The organism is Pseudomonas sp. L5B5 (genome assembly GCF_020520285.1).
Classification (GTDB): domain Bacteria; phylum Pseudomonadota; class Gammaproteobacteria; order Pseudomonadales; family Pseudomonadaceae; genus Aquipseudomonas.
The window spans coordinates 487,529-513,045 of the sequence record NZ_CP084742.1; the positions used below are offsets into that span (position 1 = coordinate 487,529).

Consider the following 25,517-nt stretch of genomic DNA (forward strand, 5'->3'; position numbering starts at 1 on the left):
CTGCGGCTTCGTGTGGCCGCAACTGAAAAATCATCTAGCCTTTGAATCGAGTAGGGGCGCCAGTGGTGGCCCGGTTGACGGTTGCCACCCCATTTGCTCGAGGCCAAACATGGATGAACAATCTGAGTTGACGCCGGCTGAACGGCCGAAAGTGCTGTTGGTCGATGACGAAGAGTCGATCCTCAACAGCCTGCGGCGCCTGTTGCGCGGCCAGCCTTATGAGGTGCTGCTGGCCAATGGTGGAGCCCAGGCGCTGGACATCCTGGCGCAGCGACCGGTGGACCTGGTGATGAGCGATGCACGCATGCCAGGCATGGATGGCGCCACCTTGCTGGCGAAAGTTCGGGAGGGGTATCCGGCCACCCGGCGGGTCCTGCTGACCGGCTATGCCGACCTGGACACCATCGTCAAGGCCGTCAACGACGGGCAGATCCACCAGTACTTGAGCAAGCCCTGGAACGACCAAGAACTGTTGCTGGTGCTGCGTCAGAACCTCGAGTACCAACAGGCCGAACGTGAGCTCAAGCGCTTGCAGCAACGGGTGCTGGAACAGAACCGCCAGCTCAAGGCGAACAACGTCACCCTGGAGCAGCGGGTTGCGGCGCGGACTGCAGAGTTGCAACAGACTGCGGACATGCTGGACCTGGCCTACGAAGAGCTCAAGCACAGCTATGTGACTGCCACCGAGGTGTTCTCGTTGTTGGCCAACCTGCGCCTGCCGGCAGACAAGCAGACCAACCGCAAGCTCATCGAGCTGGTCCGGGCCTGCTGCCGGGATCGCGGCCTGGACGAGGCTTCGAGTCGCGACCTGACCATGGCCGCGGCGCTCTACAACATCGGCAAGCTGGGGTGGAGCGATGCGATGCTGACAGCGCCGGCAGACCTGCTGCGCCATAGCGATCGAGAGCGTTACCGAGCCTACCCGGGACAGAGCGAATCGCTGCTGATGACCCTGGAGCCGATGCAGGATGCGGCGCGGCTGATCCTGCATCATCAGGAGCGCTGGGATGGCAGCGGTTTTCCCCTGCACCTCAAGGGCGAGGCGATTCCCTGGGGTTCACGGTTGCTGAAGCTGGCGGTGGATTTCATCGAGTTGCAATGTGGCCTGATCCTGGAGCGGCACCTCAATAGCGACGAAGCCCTGCTGTTCATCCGCAAATACGCGGGCCGGCTGTATGACCCCGGCCTGGTGGAGGATTTCGTGCGGCTCTGCGCCGCCTATCTCAGCGACGTGACCGTCGACGATCCAAAGGTCAAGGTCCTGGGAACCCGGGAGTTGAAGGCCGGGATGATCCTGCGGCGCAACCTGAATGCCGACAACGGCATGTTGCTGCTCAACGCCGGCAAGGTCCTCAGCGAACCGCTGGTGCAGAAGCTGATCGCCTTCGAGGCCATGGAAGGTGCCAGGTACAGCGTATTCGTCGAGGAGCCGGACGTGCCGGCGGCGACCGGCGCGCCTTTACCCGGGTAGCGGCGCAGCTTGCGGTCACCATGAGGTTACAGCCCTGCGTCGGGCCGGTTTCGCTGGTATCTTGGCGCGCCGGCGCTGGCCGGTCATCCCGGGACGCTGCGGCGTACCTGTCATGTTCCTGCAACGCCTGCATGCCAATAAGGATCCGCTATGTTTGATCAGCGCCGCCTCGATACCGGGGCCCGGACGCGTCCGTTTTCCAAGGAGAGGTCACGATGAGAAAGCTTTTTGCCCTGACGGCGGCCCTGGTGCTGACCCTGGGGATGGTGGGTATCAGCGATGCGCGTTCGCCCAGGCAGCAACGCGATTCGGTGGCCGGCACTTTCGACTATTACCTGCTGAGCCTGTCCTGGTCACCGACCTTCTGCCTGATGCACCCGGACAACGAGCAGTGCTCGGGCAAGGGCTACGGGTTTGTCCTGCATGGCTTGTGGCCGCAGTACGCCCGTGGCGGCTGGCCGGAGTCCTGCCCGCCGTTGACCCAGTTGAACCAGGAGGAACGCGCCAGGGGCCTGACCCTGTTCCCCACCGAGAAGCTGCTCAAGCACGAGTGGAGCAAGCACGGCACGTGCAGTGGACTGGGGGCCATGGGTTACCTGGACGCGGCTGACAAGGCCCTGGCCAAGGTACAGATCCCCGAGACCCTGCAACCCTCGACCAGCGTGCGCTACTACGAGGCAGCAGAAATTGCCCAGCAGATACGCCAGAGCAACCCGGGGATCACGGCCAACGGTGTGGCGGTCCTGTGCAGCGGCCCCGAGTTGTCGGAAGTGCGGGTGTGCCTGGGCAAGGACCTGGAATTCGCCGATTGCGGCAAGGGCGTGAAGACCCAGTGCCGCTCCGGGCAGATTCGCGTACCGCCGATTCGTTGAAGACCCGCCCGGCCTGCCGGCGCCCACCCACACGGGCGGGGGCCGGTTCCTGGCTACAGGGCGGCGAGCAGGTGCTGCAGGTGCTCGACGGTGGCCGCAGTGCAATCCTCCATCGGCGCCCGCAGATGGGGTTCGATCAAGCCCTGCCGGGCCAGCAGCGCCTTGACCGGTGCCGGGTTGGGTTCACTGAACAACCCCTGGATCAACGGCGCCAGTTGCATGAAGGTGGCCCTGGCGGCGTGCAGTTGCTGGTCCACGACCTGGCGCTGCAATTGCACGAACAGGTCGGGGCGGATATGCGCCGAGGCGGTGATCGCGCCGCTGGCGCCCAGGCAGAGGGCGCTGAACAGCTGCAGGTCTTCGCCGCACAATACCTGCACCTCGCCACTGGCCAGCAGCGCCAGGGTCTTTTCCAGGTTGCCGCCACAGTCCTTGACCGCCGCGATCCGCGGATGGCGGACGATGTTCAGCAACGTCTGCTGATTCAGGGTCACGCCGGTGCGGTAGGGGATGTCGTAGACGATCAGCGGCACGCTGGAGGCGTCGGCCACGTGGTGGAAGAAAGTCTCCAGGGCGGCCTGGGAGGGGCGGATGTAATAGGGTGCGGGTACCAGCAGGCCGGCCACCGGACGCTCCAGCACCTGGCGCTGCATGTCCAGTAGCGCCTGCAGGTTGTTGCCTGCCAGCCCCATGAGCACGTGCCCGGCAGGCGCCAGCTCCAGCAGCGTATCGAGCACGGCCAGTTGCTCGTCCTTGTCCAGGGCGGCCGCTTCGCCGGTGGTGCCGCAGGCCACCAGGCCGGCGACTCCGCTTTCCAGCAGGTGGGCCGCCAGGTGGCGCAGGGCGGCGAAATCGATGGCGCCGTTGCGAAAGGGGGTAACGATGGGAACCCAGATACCTTGAAACGATGACATGCATGTTCTCCTGATACTTGACCGTCGGGTCGTCGTCAGAGGAGTGGAAGGGCGGTCGGCAAGGGGGGTGTCCGTAGCGAGGTCCTGTCAGCTCATCTGACGGGACACAGCGCCCCGGTCACATGAGCGGCTGTTTCTTCGATTTGCTGCTGCAGGCCACGCATGCCGGGGCCTTGGCATTCTGGCCAATGGCGCGCGGATCGTGGGAGGAAGCGTAGGGCATGGTGGCTGGCAGCTCGCAAACAAGGGGCCCAGTTTCAATAACCGCCCGGCGTGTTGTCAATCCTCGCCGGGTGCGGCCCAGGGTCTCGGGGGACCGGTGGTGCCAAACCGTCGGCCAGTGTGCTCAGGCAGGTATTCGGTTGCCAGGCTATGCATTGATCCAGGTCAATGATGTTGCAGATTGTCGACGGGTAGCCAGCGTTCACGTCCCACATTCCATAGCGCTTGCCAGGGCGCTATCTACACTCGACTCCACCGGCGCCGACTGCCGGGGAAGTCTTGCCGGGGTGCAGGAGCTGTCTTCGGGTCATCGCAGGATGCGCACGTTGCTGTTTGATCATGACGGACAATCATCAGACTTCCTGCGAGGTTTTTCCGGTGAAAAACAATCTCCCAGTGACTCAGCGCGAGCGGGTGTTTCCTGCCGAGCAGCGCCTCATCTCCGCCACCGACACCCATGGCAAGCTGACCTACTGCAACGACGAGTTCGTGGCGGTCAGCGGTTTTGCCCGCGAGCAGTTGATCGGCAGCCCGCACAACATCGTGCGCCACCCGGACATGCCTGCGGCGGTGTTCGCCCATATGTGGTCCTACCTCAAGGACGGCAAGAGCTGGATGGGCATCGTCAAGAACCGCTGCGAGAACGGCGACCACTACTGGGTCAACGCCTATGTCACGCCGATCTTCAGCGAAGGCGTGGTCACCGGCTACGAGTCGGTGCGGGTCAAGCCCGAGCGCGAACAGGTCGAGCGGGCCGGGGCCCTTTACCAGCGCATGCGTGGCGCCAACCTGGCCTTGCCCTGGAGCCAGCGGCTGCTGGTGGCTGGCGAGGCCATGCTACCGCCGATGCTGGCCCTGGCCGCCAGCGCCCTGGCCAGTTGGCTGGGCGGCCCCTGGAGCGGCTTGGCCACGGCCGTGGTCGGGCTGTTCGCCGTGCAGGCCCATGGCACCTATCGCACTCGACGCTTGCTGACGCGCATCAGTGCGGTGTCCCTGGGCAGCTTCGACAGTGAGCTCATCGCTCGCACCTATACCGACGAACGAGGCCCGGTGGCGCGTTTGCAGATGATCCTGATCAGCGAAGCGGCGAAGATCCGCACCGCCCTCAGTCGGCTGGGAGACTACGCCAACCAGGCGGCGGCGCTGGCGTCCAATAGCCAGAGCCTGTCGCGCCAGGCGGAGTCGGCCCTGGGCAAGCAGCGCGACGAGGCGGACATGGCGGCCACGGCGATGAACCAGATGGCCGCCTCCATCGCCCAGGTCTCGGTGCATGTGCAAGACACCGCCTCGGCGGCCGACCAGGTCAACGAGCTGACCCACGTCGGTTCCCAGGAGGCCCGGCGGACCCGGGTGATGATCGAGAAGCTGGCCGGCACCGTCGAGGCGGTCAGCCAGTCGGTACAGGGCCTGGCCGACGAAACCCAATCGATCCAGCTGGCGGCCAACATGATCCATTCCATCGCCGAGCAGACCAACCTGCTGGCACTCAACGCCGCCATCGAGGCGGCGCGTGCCGGGGAGCAGGGCAGGGGTTTTGCGGTGGTGGCCGACGAGGTGCGGGCGCTGGCGTCCAAGACCCGCGAATCGACCCAGAGCATCCAGCAGATCATCGCCACCTTGCAGGAGGTGGCCAGCCAGGCGGTGGAAGTAGCCCGCCAGGGCAGTGTCGAGGCGCGCTCCGGGGTGGCCCAGGTGATCAGCACGGAGCAGGCCCTGGATGGCATCAACCTGGCGATGGAGCGCATCCAGCAGATGAGCCAGCAGATGGCCGCCGCCTCCGAGCAGCAGGCCCATGTGGCCGAGGAAATCTCCGGGCAGATCACCAATATCGCCCGGGTCTCGGACCAGAATGCCGACATCGCCGTGCATTCCTGCAGCATCGGTGGCGACCTGGAGTCCACGGCCCATGAGCTCAATGCCCTGGTGACCCGTTTCAACAGCTGAACCGGCCGAAGCAGGGTTGTTTTGTTCAATACGCCGCGGTCCTTGCCCCTTAGCCTGTGTGCGGTCGATCCGACCCAGACTTGAGAGGCAAGCGATGAGCGTAGTGTTTTCCATGGTGGCCTTTGCCCTGGCCGCCTCCATTACCCCGGGGCCGGTGAATATCCTGGCACTGGGCAGCGGGGCCCGTTTCGGTTTCAGGGCCAGCCTGCGCCACGTCGGTGGCGCGACCCTGGGTTTTACCGTGCTGCTGGTGCTGACCGGCCTTGGGCTGCACGAGCTGCTGCGCCAATGGCCAGTGCTGACCCAGGGCATCCGCCTGTTCGGTGTGGCGTTCCTGTTGTACATGGCCTGGAAGCTGGCCCGCGATGATGGCCAGGTGTCTGCCGACGACCAGGCCAGGGCGCCCTCTGCCTGGTACGGCGCGTTGATGCAGTGGCTCAACCCCAAGGCGTGGCTGGCGTGCGTGGCGGGCATGGGGGTGTTTGCCAGCGATGGCGAAACGCGGCAGGTGTGGCTGTTCGCCGCGGTGTATTTGGTTATCTGCTACCTGTCCATCGCCTGTTGGGCTTATGCCGGCAGCTGCCTGCGCCACTACCTGGAGAACCCTTCGAGCATGCGCCTGTTCAACCGTGGCATGGCGACATTGCTGGTGCTCAGCGCGGCGTACTTGCTTGCCTGAGACCCTGGTATTGCCCCGGGGTGGCGGCCAGGTGCTGCTTGAAGGCGCGCTGGAAATGCGCCTGGTCGGCAAAGCCGGCTTCCAGGGCCACCTCGGCGATCGGTGCGCCTGTACGCAGGCGGGCCTGGGCGAACTGCACCCGCTGGTTGACCAGGTAGGCATGGGGTGGCATGCCGAACTGCTGGCCGAAGGCCCGGATCAGGTAGGAGGCCGACAGTTGTGCGGCCTGGCAGATGTCGTCCAGCCCCAGGGGTTCTGTGCAGTGCTCGCGGATGTAGTGGGCGGCTCGTTCGAGCTTGGCGTTGCTGCCCCGGGGCGGGTGATCCGCCGGGTTCAGGCGCTGGTGCAGGTCACAAAAGAACGCCACGGTGCTGCTGTGCTTGTGCAGGGTGTCGGCCTGCGGGTCCACCAGCACCTGGTACAGCGCCTGGAGCTGGGCAAACAGCTGTGGGTCGTCGCAGTAGGTGGCCGCGAAGGGGCGAAAGGGTTGTTGTGGATCGAAGCCCAGCTCGTGCTGCAAGGCGCTCAGCCAGGGGGTATCGACATACAGCATGAGGTAGGACCAGGGCTGGTCGTCGATGGGATTGCAGGCGTGCACGACGCCGGGGTTCATCAAGACCACGGTGCCGACGCCGACCTGCGATTGCCCATGTTCGCCCAGGTAGGTGCTCTGGCCTGCGGTAATGCAGCCGATGGAGAACTGCTGGTGGGCATGGCGGCTATAACAGATCTTGCGCCCATCGGCGATGGCGCGGGCCTCGATGAACGGCAAGGCAGGGTCGCGCCAGAAGCGTGGAGCTGCGTCGCTGTGCAGGGCGGGTTTCATCAGGGGTAGTCCGTCGCCGAAGGTGTCGCCGATTGTATGGGGTATCGCTCAGGGCTGGCCATCGAAGGCGCGCTGCAGGCGCTGGATATCCAGTTTCTGCATTCCCAAAAGGGCTTGCATCACCCGTTGCGAGCGACTCGGGTCGGGGTCGCACATCATCTGTGCCAGGGCCTGGGGCACGATCTGCCAGGACACGCCGAAGCGGTCCTTGAGCCAGCCGCATTGCCGGGCCTCGGGTGGCCCGCCGAACCCCAGGGCATTCCAGTAGTGGTCCAGCTCGGCCTGGGTGCGGCAGTGCACCTGCAGGGAGATCGCCTCGTTGAAGGTGAACGCCGGCCCGCCGTTGAGGGCGGTGAAAGCCTGGCCGTCGAGCTCGAACACCACGCTCATCACCGATCCCTCGGCGCGGCCGTGGAATTCAAAACCGGCCTTGCCGTAATGGCTGATGTGGGTGATGCGCGAGTGCTCGAAGATCGAGCAGTAGAACTGCGCGGCCTCGTGGGCCTGGTGGTCGAACCACAGGCACGGGGTGATGGTCTGGATGCGTTGCATGGTGTCGGTCCTCTGCGGGTTGATCACGCTTGCACAAGCGTAGTCAACCCGTTGCCGAGGCGGGCTACCGTGGATCGGCCCGGGCTAGAAGTCCCAGCGGGTGGCCAGTTGCAGGCTGCGTGGCTCGCCGTAGAAGCCGGTGCTGAAGTTGCCGATGCCGGTGTAGTACTTCTTGTCGAAGAGGTTCTTGATGTTCAGGGTCGAACTCAGGTGCTGGCTGAACTGATAGCGGGCCATGGCATCCACCAGGAAGTAACCGTCCTGGGTGATGCGCGAGTCATGCCCGCCATTGACCGTGTCGTTCGGGTCGGGCCGGTACACCTTGCCGAAGAACTGGCTCTGCCAGTTGACCCCGCCGCCCACCGTCAGGCGCTCCCACGCGCCGCGCAGGCGGTAGGTGCTGAACAGCCGTGCCACTTGCTGCGGTTCGGTGGTCTGCAGCACCGAGCCGTAGACGTAGTCGTGGTTGGCGTCGCGGGTGTGGTTGTAGCTGTAGCCGGCAGACAGGTTCCAACCTTCGAGCAGTTCGCCAGCCACCTCGACTTCGAAGCCCTTGGTGGTCGCGCCCTTGGTCGGACGGTAGACCGCATCGATGCCCCAGCCGTCCACCAATTGCGCGACGTTGTCCTGTTCGGTGTGGAACACCGCGAGGCTGGCGTTGACCCGACCGTCCAGGTATTCGGCCTTGACCCCGGCTTCGTAGCTGTCGCCCTGCACCGGGTCGAGGATCTTGCCGTCGACGTCCTTGCTCATCTGCGGCTGGTAGATGCTGGTGTAGCTGGTGTACAGCGAGTAGTTGCCGTTGAGGTCGTAGACCAGGCCGGCGTAGGGGGTGACGACCCCGGTCTGCTGGTAGCGCTGGCGGGCGTCGGCGCGGCCGGGTTCGAAGTAGCGGGTGTTGTCGATGCCCTTGAAGTCGCTGACCCGAGTGCCGAGGATCACCGCCAGGTCGTCGGTGGGCTTGAGCCGGGTGGCCAGGTAGGCGCCGGTCTGGCGCTGGAGGATGTCGTTGTCGCCGATCTTCGGGATGTCCGGCTTGGCGAACTCGCCTCGCCAGTCGTAGATGCTGCCGCCCACCGGCGGGTACACCGAGCCGTGGACCGGGATGTCCTGCTTGGCGTTCATCAGCATGAAGCCGGCGATCAACTCGTGCTCGCGGCCGAACAGGCTGAAGGGACCGTGCAGGTTGATGTCGAGGTTGTCCTGCACCTGCTCGCCCTTGAACTTGCCCATGTACATGAACATGCCGTTGCCGCCGGCCTGGTCCGGGTTGCCGCCGCTGGCCGAGCCCAGCAGGGTGTCATGCTGGCGGCGCAGGTGGTCGTAGCTGACCTTCAAGGTCCAGTCGTGGGCCAGTTGCTGTTCCACGGAGGTGAACAGGGTCTGGTTCTTGAAGTCGCGGCGGCTCCAGTCGGTGGCCGGGTTGAACGAGCGGGAGAAGTGGGTCCGCGAACCGTTGCTGAAGTACATCGGGAAGCCGGTCCAGGTGGCGCCGCGCGAGCGCGTGTTCTGCTGGTCCAGGCCGATGGTCAGCAGGGTGTCCGGGGTCAGGTCCGCCTCCAGCACGCCGTAGGCGATGTCCTTGGTGTTCTGGTAATGGTCGAGGTGGGCGCTGCGGTCCTGGTAGACCCCGACAAAACGGCCGCGCAGGCTGCCCGTTTCGGTCAGCGGGCCGGAAATGTCCCCTTCGCTGCGGTAGTTGTCCCAGGAGCCGACGGTGCCGGTGACCGAAGCCTTGAACTCCTTGGTCGGCCGCTTGCGGATCAGGTTGACGGTGGCCGACGGGTCGCCGGAGCCGGTCATCAGGCCGGTGGCGCCCTTGATGATTTCCACCCGGTCGAAGGTCGCCATGTCGGTGCTGGTGGTGCCGTAGTCGTAGACCCCATCGTAGGTGGCGTTCACCCCGTCGTACTGGAAGTTGGTGATGGGCAGGCCACGGCTGGAGAACTCCCAGCGCTCGCTGTCGTAGTTCTGCACGCTGACCCCGGGGGCTCGGCGCAGGGTATCGGCGATGCTGGTGGCGCCCTGGTCGTCCATTTGCTGACGGGTGATCACCGTCACTGTCTGCGGGGTTTCGCGCAGCGACAGGTTGAGGCCGGTGGCCGAGGCACTGGCCCCGGTGGTGTAGCTGTGGCTGCCTTCGGTGACGTTGCCCAGGCCCTGGGTGGAAATCTGTGTGGTGCCCAGTTGCAGCGGGCCGCTGTTGACGACAAGCGCCTTGAGCACATAACCGCCGCTGACGGCCTGGGCCTGCAGTCCGGAGTTCGCCAGCAGCAGCTGCAGGGCCTCGGCGACGCTGTAGCTGCCGTTCAGGCCTGGGCTCTGCTTGCCGGCCGCCAGGTCGTTGTGCCCGGCAATGAATACCGCGCTCTGCTCGGCGAAGCGGTTGAGCACCGTGACCAGCGACCCGGGTCCGATGCTGTAGTGATGGCGCACGGCTTCGCTCTGGCCAGCACCCGGCGCGGCGTGGGTCCAGGGTGCGGCGATGCACAGCAGCGCGGTGCACAGGGGCAGGGTATGGAAGGGCAGGCGCGAACGGCTGGGTGATGGCATGGGGTTCCCTTGGGGGTCGGCAATGTGAGGACTGTTACCGGGTTGACCGAACGCCAACGCCAAAAGGGAACCTGCCGGGTGAAAAAAAGTTGCCAGGCTCAGGTGCGCGGTTCCAGGGTCACCCACCAGGACGCCAGGCGCTTGACCCGGACCGGCAGCGCCGCTTCCAGCAGGGCCAGGGCCTGGTCGGAGTCGTGCAGGGGGAAGGAGCCCATCACCGGCAGGTGGGCGATGGCCGGGTCGCAACCCAGGTGGCCGCTGCGATAGCGCCCCAGGTCCTCCAGCAGTTGCGCCAGGGGCAGGTTGTCGGCCAGCAGCAGGCCACGGCTCCAGGCTTCGCGAGCGGCGCTGGCGGTCTGCAGCAGGCCCAGGGATTGGCGGTCGAAACGCAGTTGCTGGCCGGCATTCACCACCTGTACCTGCAGGCCATCGGCGCTGCGTACTTCCACCGCGCCGGCATACACATTGAGCTGGCTGTCGCTGGCGTCGCAGCGCACGCTGAAGCGGGTGCCCAGGGCGCGCAGGCGACCGTGCTCGGTCTCTACCAGGAATGGCCGCCGAGGGTCCTTGGCGGTGTCGATGAGGATTTCGCCCAGGCGCAACGCCAGCAGTCGCTGCTCGGCGCCGTAGCGCACATCCACGGCGCTCAGGGCATTGAGCCACAGGCGTGTGCCGTCGCTGAGCAGGGTGTCGCGAACTTCTCCGGTGCCGGTGGCGTAGTCCGCGCGCCAGCGGTTCAGGGCCTGGGGCAGTGGGGTGCTGCGCCAGGCGCCCCAGCCCAGGCCGGCCAGCAGCAGCGCACCGAGTACCTGGCGCCGTGCCAGGGTCGGGCGCCGAGTGCTGTTCAAGGCACGGCTGGCGCATGGGCGCGTGCTGGCCTCCTGCAATGGCAGCAGGCGCTGGCTGACCCGCTCGACATAACTCCAGGCCTGGCGGTGTTCCGCGCTTTGCTCGATCCAGGCCTGCCATTGGTGACGTTGTTCGTCGCTGCTGGCCTGGTCCTGCAATTGCACGTACCAGTGCGCGGCCTGTTGCAGGCTGGCGTGGCTGAGGCGGCCGCCGGGTTGCTGGTCCATGGCTCACTCCACCAGCAGGCCGTCGAGCTCGGCTTCCAGGAGCGCGCAATGCAGCAGCGCCTGGGCCAGGTATTTCTTGACCATGCGCTCCGACACCCCCAGTTCCTCGGCAATCGCCTTGTAGGGCCGGCCGTGCAGTTGCGCCAGGAGGAAGGCCGCGCGCACCTTGGCCGGCAGGCGGCTGAGCATGGCGTCCACTTCGTGCAGGGTCTCGACAATGATCGCCCGTTGTTCCGGGGACGGTTGCACTGCCTGGGGATGCGCCGCCAAAGCCTGTTGCCAGGCCTGTTCCAGTTGCCGGCGCCGCCAGTGGTCGATGCACAGGCCGCGGGCCACGGTGGCCAGGTAGGAACGCTGGTGCACCTCGTCGTGCAGTTCGGGCGGACGCTTGAGCACCCGGACAAAAATGTCGTGGGCCAGGTCAGCGGCATCCCAGGCGTGGTTCAGGCGTCGTCGCAACATCTCGTAGAGCCAGTGGTGATGGGCGTCATAGAGGCTGTGAACCGAGACAGGGCTGGCGGGAGGGGTGGAGGACAAGGGGCGGCATCCGGTGGCGAGCTGGGTGTAAATGGGAATTGATCGCGATTAAAACAAAAGCCCCTGGCCCCTGCAAACGATATCGAGCCGCCGCGCCACCATGGGCGCTGTGTGAGCGCCTGGCCGAAATGGCAGCCAAGCCTGGCGCGACCCGGGCGATAAAAGTTCGCGGGGCTGGCCATTCAGTGCTTGCTGGAAGGGGTTTCTTAAGTGGTATCTTCGCTGTCAGTCCTGGCCGCGACGAAGCGCCGCAGCGCCGGGTCGGAAGGGGCAGGATGCGCCTGGTGGTATCAGGCAGGCAGTGACTGCAAGGGGGGAGAAGCTGATGCGCCAGCCGCGATTCAAGCTGTTTTTCACCCACCGTCTGGCGCTCCTGGCGGGTGCCGAATCCCTGCGTTCGATCCGTGAAGGCCTGCTCTGGCTATTGCCATGCCTGCTGCTGTCGGCCTTGCTGCTGATGCTCGCGCAATGTGCCCAGGCGCTGGGTGCGCCGGTGGGCCTGGTGCAGCTGCTGACCGGCCTGCACGACCGGATCAGCTCGATCATCCCGCTGCTGGTGGCAGCCTCCATCGGTTACATGCTGGCGATTCAATACCGTCTGCCGCAGTTGCCGGTGGCCTTCCTGTGCTTGTCCTATGTGGTGATCGCCACTTTCCTCCTGCGCGACTACCCCCTGGCGGCGGCCACCTTCGTGCTGTTCATCGCCATCGCCTCGCCCCTGGTCAATGTACCGATCATGGCCTGGCTGCACCGCCGGCGCTGGACCCGACTGCTGGACGAAGACCTGGTGGGGCACAATCTCAAGGGCACCATCAACATGGTGGTGCCGGGGATCCTCACATCGCTGCTGCTGATAGCGATCCTGCAACTGCTGTTGCAGGTCCAGGATTTCGCCTATGTCCAGTATCCGATGGATCTGGAGAACCTGGGCAATCCCTATGTCAATGCGCTGGCGCTGACCCTGAGCAACTCGCTGCTGTGGTTCTTCGGCATCCATGGCACCCATGCCATGCAGCCGTTCATGGAAGTGATGGACCGCGCGGTTGAACTCAATGCCGCCGATCAGGCTGCCGGGCGACCACTGCGTTATGCCCTCAACAGTGGCCTGCTGGGCTGTTTCGCCTTCATCGGCGGGTCCGGCGGCTCCCTGGCGCTGGTGCTGGCGATCCTGGGGGGCACGCGCAATCGCTCGATGCGCCTACTGGCCCTGGCGAGCCTGGCGCTGTCGCTGTTCAACGTCAACGAACTGCTGCTGTTCGGCCTGCCGATCATCCTCAACCCGAGACTGTTGGTGCCCTTCATGCTGGTGCCCGTGGTCAATGTCAGCCTGGCGTTGCTGGTGGTGCAACTGGGCTGGGTGAGCGCGGCGCTGGTGGAAGTGCCCTTTACCTCGCCGGTGTTGCTCAACGCCTATCTCAGCACCCAGGGCGACTGGGGCGCGGTGCTCCTGCAACTGGTGCTGCTGGGCGTCGGCACCTTGATCTACGTGCCCTACATCCGCAACTTCCACGGCCAGGGCGAGGGTGACGCAGAGGTTTACTTGAAGACTTTCGACACCACTTTTCGCGGCCTGGAGGAGCGTGGCCGACTGTTCGAACTGGACCCGATGGTGGCCTCCTACAAACAGGCGGCTCAGCAGTCGCTGCAACTGGCACGGATCCAGCAACTGAGCGAGTACGACTTTCATCTGGAATACCAGCCCCAGGTGGCCAAGGACAGTGGCCGCTGCATCGGTTGCGAGGCCTTGATACGGGCCCGCGACCGCGATGGCCAGGTACGTCTGCCCTGGGAGCTGCTGCAGTGGCTGGGCCAGGCCGGATTGATGCCCGAGGTGGATTTCTGGGTTGCCTCCCAGGCGGTACGCCAGTACCAGGCATGGCGCCAAGGCGGTTTCGAACTGCCGATCACCATCAACATCTCCAGCGCCACCCTTGCCTCGGCGGAGCATGGCCGGCGCTTGCTGGACATCCTGGCCCGCGCCAATGGCGCAGTGTCGGTGGAGATCACCGAGGATGCGCTCGTGGGGGATGCGCTGCTGACCCAGCGCTGGATCGAGCAACTGCACGCCCTCGGGGCGCAGATCTACATCGATGATTTCGGTACCGGGTTTTCGGCCTTGAGCTACCTGCACCAGTTCTCGGTGGATGGGATCAAGATCGATCGCAGTTTCGTGCTCGCCCAGCATGACCCCAGGGGAGCGTTGGTGCTCAGTGGCCTGCTGCGTTTTTGCGAGACCCTGGGGCTCAAGGTCGTGGTGGAGGGAGTGGAGACCCGCGAGCAACTGGAGTTCCTGCAGTCGAGTTCGGAACTGGTGATCCAGGGCTGGTACTACAGCAAGTCGCTGCCTGGCGAGCAGATGCCCGGGTTCGTCAGCCAGCGGGCCCAGGCCAGCTCGATGGCCGACAACGGCTGAACCGGCGCGGCGATCCCGGGCCTGGAGTCCCATGCCCCGGCCCCTGGGGGCAACGGCCGGCGCGGTGTGTCCAGGCAGAGGGTATTTTGGACTACGCTTGATGTCTTAGCCGCGAATGGAGTCAGCGATGTTGTACCCAAGCAAACCCAACAATGAGGCCCTGAGGATCCAGACCCTGCGGGCGCTCAATGTCCTCGACACTCCACCGGAGGAGCGTTTCGACCGCCTGACCCGCCTCGCCAAGCGCCTGTTCAACGTGCCGATCGCCCTGGTCAGCCTGGTGGATGGCGACCGCCAGTGGTTCAAGTCCTGCATGGGCCTGGAGGCCAGCGAGACGGCGCGGGACATCTCGTTTTGCGGGCATGCGATCCTCGGTGACCAGATCCTCACGGTGTGCGATGCCGTGCAGGACGAGCGCTTCCATGACAATCCGCTGGTGGTGGGTGATCCGGGTATCCGCTTCTACGCCGGCTGCCCGCTGACCGTGGCCAACGGCAGCACGCTGGGCACCTTGTGCCTGATCGACGTCAAGCCCCGGGACCTGGACGACGAGGAGCGGGCGCTGTTGCGCGATCTGGCGCGCATGGCCGAGCAGGAACTGGCGGCGGTGCAGATGGCCAGCATGGACGAGCTGACCCTGCTGTCCAATCGCCGCGGGTTCGAGGCCCTCGCCCGCCACGCACTGGGTGTCTGCAGGCGCCTGGAGAAACCGGCGACCCTGCTGTTTTTCGACCTCAATGATTTCAAGCAGATCAACGACACCTATGGCCATGCCGAAGGTGACGGTGCGCTGAAGACCTTTGCCGATGTGCTGCGCATCGCGTTTCGCGAGAGTGATGTGATCGGCCGCCTGGGCGGCGATGAATTCGTTGCCCTGCTGACGGCTGCCGATCATGTGGAAACGTCGAACATCATGGGCCGATTGCGCGAGATCCTCGACGAACGCAATGCCACCTTGAAGCGCGGCTACGATATTCGCTTCAGTGTCGGCCAGATCGAATACAACCCCGAGCGTCATCCGGAGGTGGAGGCCTTGCTGGCTGACGCCGACAAGGCCATGTACCTGCAAAAGCAGGCGGGCAAGCGGGCTCGTTGAGCGTTGCGACAGGCCAGCCCCCACCATGGTGCGAGTCAGTTGCAGCTAACTGCGCCACGCTCCATGAGTGGTGGGCAATAGCCTTCCTCGATGTTCACCCCGACGGCCCTGGCTCGGGTTTCAGCCTCTGAACGACGTTGCAGCAGTTGTCTCAAATGCGCAGGGAACAAGGTTTTCCATTGAGCTCTTTGTGCCTCTGGAAAATCGGTTGTCCAGAACGTGTCCAGGGCGATGAGGTTCAGGTTTAGCAGGTAGACGCCGGTTTCCCGTGGGGTGTCCTTCGAGTCTCTGCGCAAGACTCGGACGTGCGCAATATAGTCGCCGTGATAGAGATACCAGTCATAAAACATACGAACGCCCAGCCACTCTTCAAGGCTCATTTCATGGTTGGCGTCGAACAGCGGGTGGCTCAGGGGATGGGTACCCAGGAGGCTTTCTTTCCAGTCCAGTTTGTTCAGCTCGACAGCGGATATTCGTGGATCGCTGGGGAAGTAGTACCTTTGCCATCCCGCGCGCTTCAACTTCCCGAGCAGGCTATAGATCAACTCCTTGTTGGCCTTGTGGGTGCTGTTGTCCGGCAGGCCGCGAAGGTCGATGTTCAGGGCCTGGATGTGCGTTGAGGTATTGCCGTCAACGGCAATCTGCAGGCCGGCCACCCGATCCAGTTCAAGAGTGCCCTCGGGCTGGGAGAGGCTCAGGTCGAGGAGCGCTCCCTGGCGATCGGCCTCATACCAGCACAGGTTGACCGCATCCAGGCAGTCGGCGGTAAAACTCACCGGGCTCTTTTCAAGGAACTCGACAACCGGCGCCCCTAAAGGGATGTGAAGGTTGGTGCTGTTGCTCTGGGTCTTGTTCGGGGCTGTATCTTGAGGGGTGTCGCAGCCGGCCAGAATCAGCGGGAGCAACAGATAGCACAGCTTCATGCTCTACTTTTCCAATGAACAGGGGGGCGGGTGGGGCGACGGCGCGAGCACCCTCGCCAGCACCGGAAATCACTTGTCGAGGTTGGCCATGGTGGTGGAGTTGCCGACTTCTTCGATGGTGACGTTGCGTCTCAGTGGGGGCTGGGCTTCGTTGGCTGCCAGCACCTTGCGTAAGTTCTTGATTCCCGAGGCCGCCAGGGTGCGGGGCGGGCCGGCGGATACGGCCCGGCCCTTGAGTTTTTCGTTCTGATAGGTGAGTGCCGGCTCGGCGCCTTCACCGTGCGTGGCGGCAGCGACACCGCCGATCAGGACACGCTTGCTTGCGAGAAAACCCATATGTTGCGATTCCTGTTTCAGTTTATTCGGCGCTTGCCGGAACCAGGAAGGCGGCTTCCAGCAGTTGTCGTGTGTAAGGGTGTTGCGGCGCGTCGAAGATGGCCCGCGCGTCGCCCTGTTCAACCACCTGGCCGTGCTTGATCACCATCAGCTGGTGGCTCAGGGCCTTGACCACCGCCAGGTCATGGCTGATGAACAGGTAGGTCAGGTTGTACTTGCTCTGCAGCTTGCGCAGCAGTTCCACCACCTGGCGCTGGACGGTACGGTCCAGGGCCGAGGTCGGTTCGTCCAGGAGGATCAGCCGCGGCTTGAGCACCAGGGCTCGGGCAATGGCGATGCGCTGGCGCTGGCCGCCGGAGAACTCATGGGGATAGCGGTGCCGTGTCTCCGGGTCCAGGCCAACCTCCCTGAGCGCCTCGATGATGGCCAGCTCCTGCTCCTGCTCATCGCCGATTCCGTGGATGCGCAAGCCTTCGCCAACGATCTGGCTCACGCTCATGCGTGGGCTGAGGCTGCCGAAGGGGTCCTGGAACACCACCTGCATTTCCCGGCGCAGCGGCCGTACCTGTTGCTGGGTCAGGCTGTCCAGCTGCCGGCCTTCGAAACGAATGCCGCCCTTGCTGGCGATCAACCGCAGGATCGCCAGGCCCAGGGTCGACTTGCCCGAACCGCTCTCACCGACGATGCCCAGGGTCTGGCCCTGGGGCAGGCTGAAGTGGATGCCGTCCACCGCCTTGACGTGGTCCACGGTGCGGCGCAGCAGGCCTTTCCTGATGGGGAACCAGACCTTGAGGTTGTCCACTTCCAGCAAGGGCGCGCCGACCGGGTTGCCCGCGGGCAGGCCGCTGGGCTCGGCGGCCAGCAGTTCACGGGTGTAGGGGTGCTGCGGGGCGCGGAACAGCTCCTCGCAGGGGGCCTGTTCGACGATCCGGCCCTTTTGCATCACGCAGACCCTGTGGGCGATCCGGCGCACCAGGTTCAGGTCATGGCTGATCAGCAACAGGGCCATGCCCAGGCGCGCCTGCAACTGCTTGAGCAACTCGAGGATCTTCAGTTGCACGGTGACGTCCAGGGCCGTAGTGGGCTCGTCGGCGATCAGCAGCTCCGGTTCGCAGGCCAGGGCCATGGCGATCATCACGCGCTGGCGCTGGCCCCCGGACAGTTCATGGGGCAGGGCCTTGAGGCGCTTGCGCGGCTCGGGGATGCCCACCAGATCCAGCAGCTCCAGGGTGCGCCGGGTGGCGACCTTGCCGCTCAAGCCCTTGTGGATGCCCAGCACTTCGTTGATCTGCTTCTCGATGTTGTGCAGCGGGTTCAGCGAGGTCATGGGCTCCTGGAAGATCATGGCGATGCGGTTGCCACGGATATGCCGGATGCTCTTTTCCTTCAGGGTCAGCAGGTCGTGCCCCGAGTAGTTGATGGTGCCCGAGGGGTGTCGCGCCAGCGGGTAGGGCAGCAGCCGCAGGATGGAATGGGCGGTGACCGATTTGCCCGAGCCGCTTTCGCCCACCAGGGCCAGGGTCTCGCCCCGCTTGATGTCGAAGCTGATGCCTTCCACCACCCGTTGCCGGTGCTCGCCGGCGACGAATTCGACGGCCAGGTCGCGGACTTCGATCAGGTTGTCCTGGGTCATGTCATTTCCTCGGGTCGAAGGCATCGCGGGCGGACTCGCCGATGAACACCAGCAGGCTCAGCATCAGCGCCAGCACGGCGAAGGCGCTGATGCCCAGCCAGGGCGCCTGCAGGTTGGATTTGCCCTGGGCCACCAGTTCGCCCAGGGACGGCGCGCCGGGTGGCAGGCCGAAGCCGAGGAAGTCCAGGGCGGTGAGGGTGCCGATGGCGCCGGTGAGGATGAATGGCATGAAGGTCATGGTGGAGACCATGGCGTTGGGCAGGATGTGGCGGAACATGATGGCGCCGTTCTTCATGCCCAGGGCGCGGGCGGCGCGCACGTACTCCAGGTTGCGCCCCCGCAGGAACTCGGCACGCACCACGTCCACCAGGCTCATCCAGGAGAACAGCAACATGATCCCCAGTAGCCACCAGAAGTTGGGCTGCACGAAGCTGGCGAGGATGATCAGCAGGTAGAGCACTGGCAACCCGGACCACATCTCCAGGAAACGCTGGCCTGCCAGGTCCACCCAGCCGCCGTAGAAGCCTTGCAGGGCTCCGGCGATGACCCCGATGATCGAGCTGAGGATGGTCAGGGTCAGGGCGAACAGCACCGACACTCGAAAACCGTAGATGACCCGGGCCAGGACGTCGCGGCCCTGGTCGTCGGTGCCCAGCAGGTTGTCTGCTGATGGGGGCGCCGGGGCCGGTACCCGCAGGTCGTAGTTGATGCTCTGGTAGCTGAAGGGGATCGGCGCCCAGAGCACCCAGGCGTTCTTCTGGGCCAGCAGCTCGCGGATATAGGGGCTCTTGTAGTTGGCTTCCAGGGGGAATTCACCGCCGAAGGTGGTCTCCGGATAGCGCTTGAGCGCCGGGAAGTACCAGCCGTCGTCGTAGTGCACCACCAGCGGCTTGTCGTTGGCGATCAGCTCGGCGCCCAGGCTCAGGATGAACAGCACCAGGAACAGCCACAGCGACCACCAGCCGCGCTTGTTGGCCTTGAAACGCTCGAAACGTCGACGATTGAGGGGGGACAGGTTCATCTCAATGCTCCCGGCTGTCGAAGTCGATGCGTGGGTCCACCAGGGTGTAGGTCAGGTCGCCGATCAGCTTCACCACCAGGCCCAGCAGGGTGAAGATGAACAAGGTGCCGAACACCACCGGATAGTCGCGGTTGATCGCTGCCTCGAAGCTCATCAGGCCCAGGCCGTCCAGGGAAAAGATCACCTCCACCAACAAGGAACCGGTGAAGAAGATGCCGATGAAGGCGGCGGGGAAGCCGGCGATCACCAGCAGCATTGCATTGCGAAAGACGTGGCCGTAGAGCACTCGGTGCTGGGTCAGACCCTTGGCCTTGGCGGTGATCACGTATTGCTTGTTGATCTCGTCGAGGAAGCTGTTCTTGGTCAGCAGGGTCATGGTGGCGAAGTGGCCGATCACCAGGGCCGTGACCGGCAGTGCCAGGTGCCAGAAGTAGTCGAGGATCTTGCGCCCCAGGCTCAGTTGCTCGAAGTCGCTGGATGTCAGGCCGCGCAGGGGAAACCAGTTGAGGTAGCTGCCGCCGGCGAAAACCACGATCAGCAGGATGGCGAACAGGAACGCCGGGATCGCGTAGCCGACGATGATCGCCGAGCTGGTCCAGACATCGAAGTGGCTGCCGTGGCGAGTGGCCTTGGCGATCCCCAGGGGGATCGATACCAGGTACATGATCAGCGTGCTCCACAGCCCGAGGGAGATGGACACGGGCATCTTCTCCTTGATCAGGTCCACTACCTTGGCATCGCGGAAGAAACTGTCGCCGAAATCCAGGGTGGCGTAGTTCTTGATCATGATCCACAAGCGTTCCGGCGCCGACTTGTCGAAACCGTACATGTGCTCGATTTCCTTGATCAGGGCCGGGTCCAGGCCCTGGGCGCCACGGTAGCTGGAGCCGGCCACCGAGACTTCGGCGCCGCCGCCGGCGATGCGGCTGGTGGCGCCCTCGAAGCCTTCGAGCTTGGCGATCATTTGTTCGACCGGGCCACCGGGAGCCGCCTGGATGATCACGAAGTTGATCAAGAGGATGCCCAGCAGGGTCGGGATGATCAGCAACAGGCGACGAACGATATAGGCGAGCATCTCATTGCACCCTGTCGGCCGGGGCCGCCTGGTCCGGGGCCGGTTCTACGGCGGGCTTGGCATCGGGCTTGATCCACCAGGTGTTGATGCCGATGTCGTATTTGGGGGCGACGTTCGGGTGGCCGATATGGTCCCAGTAGGCCACGCGCCAGGTCTTGATGTGCCAGTTGGGGATCACGTAGTAGCCCCATTGCAGGACGCGGTCCAGCGCCTTGGCGTGGGCCACCAGGCTGGTCCGGGAGTCGGCGTTGATCAGGCTTTCCACCAGGCTGTCGATGGCCGGGTCCTTGAGGCCGATGTAGTTGCGGCTGCCAGGCTTGTCGGCACTGGAAGACATCCAGAATTCACGCTGTTCGTTACCCGGGGAGTTGGACTGGGGGAAGCTGCCGACGATCAGGTCGAAATCCCGCGAGCGCACCCGGGTGATGTACTGGGACACATCGACCCGGCGAATCACCAGGTCGATCCCCAGGTCGCTGAGGTTGCGCTTGAACGGCAGCAGCACTCGCTCGAACTCGGTCTGGGCCAGCAGGAATTCGATCACCACGGGCTTGCCCTGGGCGTCCACCATCTTGTCGTCGACGATGCGCCAGCCGGCCTCCTGCAGCAGTTGGTAGGCCTGGCGCTGCTGGGCGCGGATCATGCCGCTGCCGTCGCACAGTGCCGGGGCGAATGCCTGGGTGAACACCTGCTCGGGAATCTTGCCGCGCAAGGGTTCGAGGATCGCCAGTTCGTCTGCCCCCGGCAGGCCGGTGGCGGCCATTTCCGAGTTCTCGAAATAGCTGCGGGTGCGGGTGTAGGCGCCGTTGAACAGCTGTTTGTTGCTCCACTCGAAGTCCAGCAGCAGGCTCAGGGCATGCCGCACTCGTACATCCTGGAACACCGGACGGCGGGTGTTGAAGACAAAACCCTGCATCCCGGTGGGATTGCCATTGGGGATCTGTTCCTTGACCAACCGGCCCTGGGCCACGGCGGGGATGTTGTAGGCGTTGGCCCAGTTCTTCGCGCTCATTTCCAGCCAGTAGTCGAACTGCCCGGCCTTGAGTGCCTCCAGGGCCACGGTATTGTCGCGGTAGTAATCGCTGGTGATGGTGTCGAAGTTGTAGAAACCGCGGTTGACCGGCAGGTCCCGGGCCCAGTAGTCCTTGACCCGCTCATAGCGGATCGAGCGTCCGGCCTTGACCTCGGTTACCCGGTAGGGGCCGCTGCCCAGCGGTACTTCCAGGTTGCTCTTGGCGAAGTCACGGTGTTCCCACCAGTGCTTGGGCAGGATCGTCAGCTGGCCGAGGATCAGTGGCAATTCGCGGTTGTTGCCGTGCTTGAACTTGAACAGCACCCGTTGCGGGTCTTCGGCGATCACCTGGTCGACGTCGGCATAGTAGCCACGGTACAGCGGCGAGCCGGCGCTCATCAGGGTCTGGAAGCTGAACACTACGTCTTCGGCATGGATCGGCCGGCCGTCGTTGAAACGCGCCTCGGGCCGCAGGTAGAAGCGTACCCAGGTGTTGTCCGGGGCTTTCTCGATGCGCCCGGCCACCAGGCCGTATTCGGTAAAGGGTTCGTCGAGGCTCTGGGCCATCAGGGTGTCGTAGACCAGGCCGATGTTCAGCTCCGGCACGCCCTTGCTGATGAAGGGGTTGAGGCTGTCGAAGCTGCCGAAACCGGCCATGCGGAAGGTTCCGCCCTTGGGCGCGTCGGGCTTGACGAAGTCGAAGTGCTGGAAGTTTGCCGGGTACTTCGGCGCTTCGCCGTAGAGGGTCAGGGCATGTTGCGGCGCGGCCTGGGCACAGCAGGCGATGACACCAAGCAACAAGCCGCTGGTGCGCAGGAGCAGGGCACGCAGGGGCATCATTGGGCATTCTCCATGGACTTCAGCCACCAGGCACTGAGCCCCAGGGTATAGGGCGGCGTGGTGACGAAGGCGAACCGGTTACGGTAGGCCAGGCGGTGATAGTTGAGGTACCAGTTGGGAATCATGTAGTGCTGCCACAGTAGCACCCGGTCCAGGGCACGGCCGGCAGCCAGTTGGTCGTCGCGAGTCGCGGCGGCCAGCAGTTGCTCCAGCAGATGGTCGACCACCGGATTGCTGATGCCCGCATAGTTCTTGCTGCCCTTGACCGCGACCTGGCTGGAATGGAAGTACTGCCACTGCTCCAGGCCAGGACTCAGGGTCTGGTTGAGGGTCATGAGGATCATGTCGTAGTCGAACTGGTCCAGGCGCTGCTTGTATTGCGCGCGATCGACAGTACGCAGGTGGGCCTCGATGCCGATGCTCGCCAGGTTCTCCATGTAGGGCTGGAGGATGCGTTCCAGGTTGGGGTTGACCAGCATCAGTTCGAACCGCAGGGGTTGCCCGGCACTGTTCTGCAGGCGCTGGCCGTTGAGCTTCCAGCCGGCCTCGGCCAGCAGCCCCAGGGCACGGCGCAGGGTCTGGCGAGGGATACCGCGGCCTTCGGTACGTGGCAGGCTGAAGGCCTGGCTGAACAGGTTGGCGGGCAGCTGCTCGCGATAGGGCGAGAGCAGCAGCCATTCATGACCCTGGGGCACGCCGGTGGCGGAGAACTCGCTGTTGGGGTAGTAGCTCAGGGCGCGCTGGTAGGCGCTGCTGAACAGCGCGCGGTTGGTCCACTCGAAATCGAACATCATGCCCAGCGCCTCGCGCACCCGCACATCGGCAAAGGTGGCGCGGCGGGTATTCATGAACAGGCCTTGCGTCTGGGTGGGGATCTGGTGCGCCACCTGGGCCTTGATCACCTCGCCACGGCGCACGGCGGGAAAGTCGTAGCCGTTGGCCCAGTTCTTGGCCTGGTGCTCGATATAGATGTCGAACTCACCCGCCTTGAAGGCTTCGAAGGCCACGTCGCTGTCACGGTAGAACTCCACCTCGACCCGGTCGAAGTTGTTGAAGCCTCGGTTGACCGGCAGGTCCTTGCCCCAGTAGTCCTTGACCCGTTCGAACACCAGCTGGCGGCCCGGTTGGACCTGGGAGATGCGATAGGGGCCGCTGCCCAGGGGCGGGGTGAAGGTGGTGGCCTTGAAGTCGCGATCCTTCCAGTAGTGCTGGGGCAGCACCGGCATTTCCCCCAGGCGCAGGATCAGCAGCGGATTACTGGCGCGCTTGAACACGAAGCGGATGCGCTGGGGGCCGAGGATGTCCACTCGCTGCACTTCCTGCAGGTTGGTGCGGTACTGCGGATGACCTTCCTTGAGCAGCAGGCGGTAGGAGAACGCCACGTCGTAGGCGGTGATCGGCTTGCCATCGTGAAAACGTGCCTCGGGGCGCAGGTTGAACACCACCCAGCTGCGATCTTCGCTGTACTCCACCGAACGGGCGATCAGGCCATAGCTGGAGGTGGGTTCGTCGCCGGACGGGGCGTAGAGGCCTGTGCCCACCATCAAGGGCTCGTTGAGTTCATTGACCCCGTATTGCAGGAAGTTCGGCGTGGCCACCGGGCTGGTGCCCTTGAAGGTGTAGGGATTGAGCGTGTCGAAGGTGCCGAAGGCCATGACCCGCAGGGTGCCGCCCTTGGGCGCAGCGGGATTGACCCAGTCGAAGTGGGTAAAGCGGGCCGGGTACTTGAGCGTGCCGAACTGCGCATAGCCGTGACTCTCGGTGAGCGTCGCGCTTGCGGGAAAGCTCAAGGCCAGGCTGATGAGGAGCAGGAGCAGGGGACGCATCGAGTCAGAGATCCGATCCAGGCGGCTTGGGCTATGTGTCCGGTACAGTAACAGCTTGTATCGGCAGGAAAAAGCTCGTTCTGGCGGGCGTTCGGATGGCAGGCGGCAGGTGTTGGCCCGGGGCTGCGCGCCACTGCAACGGGGCGCGATGAGGTGTCGCTACGCAACCTGGCCGGTATCGCGCGCCGGCCAGGTTGCCAGCACTCAGTGCGACAGGTAGACGGTCAGCATCTGGCCCGGTTTGAGCGCCTGGGCGGCCCGTGGGTTCCAGCGCTTGAGGTGCTGCATCTCGACGTTGAAGCGCTTGGCCACCATGTACAGCGAGTCGCCTTGCTTGACCTTGTACTGGGTCGACTTCTTTTTCTGGATGCCGGCCACGGCGGTTTTCTTGCCGGAGGCCTTGCGAGAATCTTGCAGAACCAGGGTCTGGCCGACCTTGAGGCTCTTGCCGCTGAGCTTGTTCCAGCGTTGCAGTTCCTTGACCCCGACCTTGTTGGCCTTGGCGATCAGCGCCAGGTTGTCGCCACGCTTGACCTTGTAGACCCGCTTGCGCAACGAGTCGCGGCCGTCGTCGCTGGCGAACGCCGCCTGGAGCGAGCGCTTGCTGATCAGCTCCTCGGGTTTCATGGTCGACAGGCTGGTGGTCAGCAGCTGCGCCTTGGAGGTCGGTACCAGCAGGTGTTGCGGACCGTCGATGGTGGTGCGCTGCTTGAACGCCGGGTTGAGCTGGAACAGCTCGTCCTCGTCGATATTGGCCACCGCGGCGACCTTGGACAGGTCCATGCGCTGGTTGATCTCCACCACCTGGAAGTAGGGCTCGTTGGCGATGGGGTTGAGGTTGACGCCGTAGGCCTCGGGGGCCATGACCACCTGGGACAGGGCCAGCAGCTTGGGCACGTAGGCCTGGGTTTCCGACGGCAGCGGCAGGTTCCAGTAGTCGGTGGGCAAGCCGAGTTTTTCGTTGCGCTCGATGGCCCGGCTGACGGTGCCTTCACCGGCGTTGTAGGCCGCCAGGGCCAGCAGCCAGTCGCCATTGAACATGTCGTGCAGGCGGGTCAGGTAGTCCATGGCTGCGGTGGTCGAGGCGGTGATGTCGCGTCGGCCATCGTAGAAGCGGGTCTGGCGCAGATTGAAGGAGCGACCGGTGGCCGGGACGAATTGCCACAGGCCCACGGCATTGGCGCGCGAATAGGCGAGCGGGTTGTAAGCACTCTCGATCACTGGCAGCAGGGCCAGTTCCAGCGGCATGTTGCGCTCTTCGAGGCGCTCGACGATGTAGTGGATATAGAGGCTGCCGCGCTCGCTGGCGTTCTCGAGGAAGGAAGGGTTGCTGGCGAACCACAGGCGCTGTTGTTCGATTCGTGGGTTGACGCCCAGGTTCTCCTGCAGCTGGAACCCCTGGCGCATGCGCCCCCAGACATCCTGGGGCGCTTGTGGGGTTGGCTGCTGGCCGAGAAAGATGGGTTTCTGCTTGATGCGGACGTTGAGATTGGGAGTGTGTGTCGCGTCGGCTTGCGGGACGTGGCCGGTGCTTTGGCAGCCCGCAAGAGTCGCTGACACAGCTACCGCGATGGCCTGGGCCAAGCGCGTCAATGCGTCTGAACTGATGGAATAACGAATATATGACGACATTGGCTGGAAGTAAGTTCCGGGCAAAAATGTCGGGCGATTCTAGAAAGCGACCGGAGTGCGGTCA

General features: G+C 64.4%; 19 protein-coding genes and 2 pseudogenes. 7 read left to right on the plus strand and 14 right to left on the minus strand.

Features of this window, described 5'->3' with window-relative positions:
- Positions 1-109 precede the first annotated feature (109 nt).
- Both LGQ10_RS02195 and LGQ10_RS02200 read left to right on the plus strand, forming a co-directional pair.
- Entirely contained in the window at positions 110-1,471 is a 1,362-nt protein-coding gene (locus LGQ10_RS02195) for an HD domain-containing phosphohydrolase (RefSeq protein WP_226524535.1), read from the plus strand.
- Between the two features lie 215 nt (positions 1,472-1,686).
- Complete coding sequence (locus tag LGQ10_RS02200) at positions 1,687-2,343, plus strand: ribonuclease T2 (RefSeq protein WP_226524536.1); 657 nt, start codon at positions 1,687-1,689, stop codon at positions 2,341-2,343.
- Positions 2,344-2,396: 53 nt separating this feature from the next.
- Here LGQ10_RS02200 and dapA read toward each other — a convergent pair whose 3' ends face one another.
- Entirely contained in the window at positions 2,397-3,257 is an 861-nt protein-coding gene (gene dapA / locus LGQ10_RS02205) for a 4-hydroxy-tetrahydrodipicolinate synthase (protein WP_226524537.1), read from the minus strand.
- 561 nt (positions 3,258-3,818) lie between these two features.
- Between dapA and LGQ10_RS31475 the strand changes: the two are divergent.
- The 3 genes and pseudogenes from LGQ10_RS31475 to LGQ10_RS02215 all read left to right on the plus strand — a co-directional run.
- A pseudogene (locus LGQ10_RS31475) lies at positions 3,819-4,178 on the plus strand (PAS domain-containing protein); the annotation flags it as partial.
- A 147-nt stretch (positions 4,179-4,325) separates the two neighbouring features.
- On the plus strand, positions 4,326-5,423 hold the full coding sequence (locus tag LGQ10_RS02210) for a methyl-accepting chemotaxis protein (RefSeq protein ID WP_413247603.1): 1,098 nt from the start codon (positions 4,326-4,328) through the stop codon (positions 5,421-5,423).
- 94 nt (positions 5,424-5,517) lie between these two features.
- On the plus strand, positions 5,518-6,102 hold the full coding sequence (locus tag LGQ10_RS02215; RefSeq protein WP_058434594.1) for a LysE family translocator: 585 nt from the start codon (positions 5,518-5,520) through the stop codon (positions 6,100-6,102).
- On the opposite strand, the gene LGQ10_RS02220 is transcribed toward LGQ10_RS02215, so the two are convergent.
- The 5 genes from LGQ10_RS02220 to LGQ10_RS02240 form a co-directional block, all read right to left on the minus strand.
- Positions 6,077-6,928, minus strand: coding sequence for an AraC family transcriptional regulator (locus LGQ10_RS02220; protein ID WP_226524538.1), 852 nt, complete (start codon positions 6,926-6,928; stop codon positions 6,077-6,079). The two genes, LGQ10_RS02215 and LGQ10_RS02220, sit on opposite strands and share 26 nt — an antisense overlap.
- A gap of 48 nt (positions 6,929-6,976) precedes the next feature.
- Positions 6,977-7,480 (minus strand): VOC family protein, encoded by a 504-nt coding sequence (locus tag LGQ10_RS02225; protein ID WP_226524539.1) that lies wholly within the window; start codon positions 7,478-7,480, stop codon positions 6,977-6,979.
- Positions 7,481-7,564: 84 nt separating this feature from the next.
- On the minus strand, positions 7,565-10,033 hold the full coding sequence (locus LGQ10_RS02230; protein WP_226524540.1) for a TonB-dependent siderophore receptor: 2,469 nt from the start codon (positions 10,031-10,033) through the stop codon (positions 7,565-7,567).
- Positions 10,034-10,131: 98 nt separating this feature from the next.
- The gene (locus LGQ10_RS02235) at positions 10,132-11,109 is read right to left on the minus strand and encodes a FecR domain-containing protein (protein WP_226524541.1); all 978 of its coding nucleotides are present in this window, start codon (positions 11,107-11,109) and stop codon (positions 10,132-10,134) included.
- A gap of 3 nt (positions 11,110-11,112) precedes the next feature.
- Positions 11,113-11,646: a sigma-70 family RNA polymerase sigma factor gene (locus LGQ10_RS02240; protein WP_226524542.1), complete on the minus strand. Its 534-nt coding sequence runs from the start codon at positions 11,644-11,646 to the stop codon at positions 11,113-11,115.
- Between the two features lie 325 nt (positions 11,647-11,971).
- On the opposite strand from LGQ10_RS02240, the gene LGQ10_RS02245 reads away from it, so the two are divergent.
- Positions 11,972-14,059, plus strand: a complete 2,088-nt coding sequence (locus tag LGQ10_RS02245) for an EAL domain-containing protein (RefSeq protein ID WP_226524543.1) — start codon at positions 11,972-11,974, stop codon at positions 14,057-14,059.
- A gap of 127 nt (positions 14,060-14,186) precedes the next feature.
- Positions 14,187-15,155 (plus strand): sensor domain-containing diguanylate cyclase, encoded by a 969-nt coding sequence (locus tag LGQ10_RS02250; RefSeq protein ID WP_226524544.1) that lies wholly within the window; start codon positions 14,187-14,189, stop codon positions 15,153-15,155.
- Between the two features lie 35 nt (positions 15,156-15,190).
- On the opposite strand, the gene LGQ10_RS02255 is transcribed toward LGQ10_RS02250, so the two are convergent.
- From LGQ10_RS02255 to LGQ10_RS02290, 8 genes and pseudogenes are all read right to left on the minus strand, one after another.
- Positions 15,191-16,078: a hypothetical protein gene (locus tag LGQ10_RS02255; protein WP_226524545.1), complete on the minus strand. Its 888-nt coding sequence runs from the start codon at positions 16,076-16,078 to the stop codon at positions 15,191-15,193.
- Positions 16,079-16,174: 96 nt separating this feature from the next.
- Positions 16,175-16,306, minus strand: a pseudogene (locus LGQ10_RS02260) (SDR family oxidoreductase); the annotation flags it as partial.
- 130 nt (positions 16,307-16,436) lie between these two features.
- Positions 16,437-18,047 carry an ABC transporter ATP-binding protein gene (locus tag LGQ10_RS02265; RefSeq protein ID WP_226524546.1) on the minus strand — a complete coding sequence of 537 codons (1,611 nt, stop codon included), beginning with the start codon at positions 18,045-18,047 and terminating at the stop codon, positions 16,437-16,439.
- Position 18,048: 1 nt separating this feature from the next.
- The gene (locus tag LGQ10_RS02270; RefSeq protein ID WP_226524547.1) at positions 18,049-19,068 is read right to left on the minus strand and encodes an ABC transporter permease; all 1,020 of its coding nucleotides are present in this window, start codon (positions 19,066-19,068) and stop codon (positions 18,049-18,051) included.
- 1 nt (position 19,069) lies between these two features.
- Positions 19,070-20,143 (minus strand): microcin C ABC transporter permease YejB, encoded by a 1,074-nt coding sequence (locus LGQ10_RS02275; RefSeq protein WP_226524548.1) that lies wholly within the window; start codon positions 20,141-20,143, stop codon positions 19,070-19,072.
- Position 20,144: 1 nt separating this feature from the next.
- The gene (locus LGQ10_RS02280) at positions 20,145-21,995 is read right to left on the minus strand and encodes an extracellular solute-binding protein (RefSeq protein ID WP_226524549.1); all 1,851 of its coding nucleotides are present in this window, start codon (positions 21,993-21,995) and stop codon (positions 20,145-20,147) included.
- Positions 21,992-23,821: an extracellular solute-binding protein gene (locus tag LGQ10_RS02285; protein ID WP_226524550.1), complete on the minus strand. Its 1,830-nt coding sequence runs from the start codon at positions 23,819-23,821 to the stop codon at positions 21,992-21,994. Before LGQ10_RS02285 ends, LGQ10_RS02280 begins: the two co-directional genes overlap by 4 nt.
- Before the next feature lie 204 nt (positions 23,822-24,025).
- Positions 24,026-25,453 (minus strand): transglycosylase SLT domain-containing protein, encoded by a 1,428-nt coding sequence (locus tag LGQ10_RS02290; RefSeq protein WP_226524551.1) that lies wholly within the window; start codon positions 25,451-25,453, stop codon positions 24,026-24,028.
- Positions 25,454-25,517 lie beyond the last annotated feature (64 nt).

Bases quoted from the DNA above. Each gene is read 5' to 3' on its own strand.
- LGQ10_RS02195 (WP_226524535.1), top strand. From the start codon at position 110: ATGGATGAACAATCTGAGTTGACGCCGGCTGAACGGCCGAAAGTGCTG.
- LGQ10_RS02200 (WP_226524536.1), top strand. From the start codon at position 1,687: ATGAGAAAGCTTTTTGCCCTGACGGCGGCCCTGGTGCTGACCCTGGGG.
- dapA (WP_226524537.1), bottom strand. From the start codon at position 3,257: ATGTCATCGTTTCAAGGTATCTGGGTTCCCATCGTTACCCCCTTTCGC.
- LGQ10_RS02210 (WP_413247603.1), top strand. From the start codon at position 4,326: ATGCTGGCCCTGGCCGCCAGCGCCCTGGCCAGTTGGCTGGGCGGCCCC.
- LGQ10_RS02215 (WP_058434594.1), top strand. From the start codon at position 5,518: ATGAGCGTAGTGTTTTCCATGGTGGCCTTTGCCCTGGCCGCCTCCATT.
- LGQ10_RS02220 (WP_226524538.1), bottom strand. From the start codon at position 6,928: ATGAAACCCGCCCTGCACAGCGACGCAGCTCCACGCTTCTGGCGCGAC.
- LGQ10_RS02225 (WP_226524539.1), bottom strand. From the start codon at position 7,480: ATGCAACGCATCCAGACCATCACCCCGTGCCTGTGGTTCGACCACCAG.
- LGQ10_RS02230 (WP_226524540.1), bottom strand. From the start codon at position 10,033: ATGCCATCACCCAGCCGTTCGCGCCTGCCCTTCCATACCCTGCCCCTG.
- LGQ10_RS02235 (WP_226524541.1), bottom strand. From the start codon at position 11,109: ATGGACCAGCAACCCGGCGGCCGCCTCAGCCACGCCAGCCTGCAACAG.
- LGQ10_RS02245 (WP_226524543.1), top strand. From the start codon at position 11,972: ATGCGCCAGCCGCGATTCAAGCTGTTTTTCACCCACCGTCTGGCGCTC.
- LGQ10_RS02250 (WP_226524544.1), top strand. From the start codon at position 14,187: ATGTTGTACCCAAGCAAACCCAACAATGAGGCCCTGAGGATCCAGACC.
- LGQ10_RS02255 (WP_226524545.1), bottom strand. From the start codon at position 16,078: ATGAAGCTGTGCTATCTGTTGCTCCCGCTGATTCTGGCCGGCTGCGAC.
- LGQ10_RS02265 (WP_226524546.1), bottom strand. From the start codon at position 18,047: ATGACCCAGGACAACCTGATCGAAGTCCGCGACCTGGCCGTCGAATTC.
- LGQ10_RS02270 (WP_226524547.1), bottom strand. From the start codon at position 19,068: ATGAACCTGTCCCCCCTCAATCGTCGACGTTTCGAGCGTTTCAAGGCC.
- LGQ10_RS02275 (WP_226524548.1), bottom strand. From the start codon at position 20,143: ATGCTCGCCTATATCGTTCGTCGCCTGTTGCTGATCATCCCGACCCTG.
- LGQ10_RS02280 (WP_226524549.1), bottom strand. From the start codon at position 21,995: ATGATGCCCCTGCGTGCCCTGCTCCTGCGCACCAGCGGCTTGTTGCTT.
- LGQ10_RS02285 (WP_226524550.1), bottom strand. From the start codon at position 23,821: ATGCGTCCCCTGCTCCTGCTCCTCATCAGCCTGGCCTTGAGCTTTCCC.
- LGQ10_RS02290 (WP_226524551.1), bottom strand. From the start codon at position 25,453: ATGTCGTCATATATTCGTTATTCCATCAGTTCAGACGCATTGACGCGC.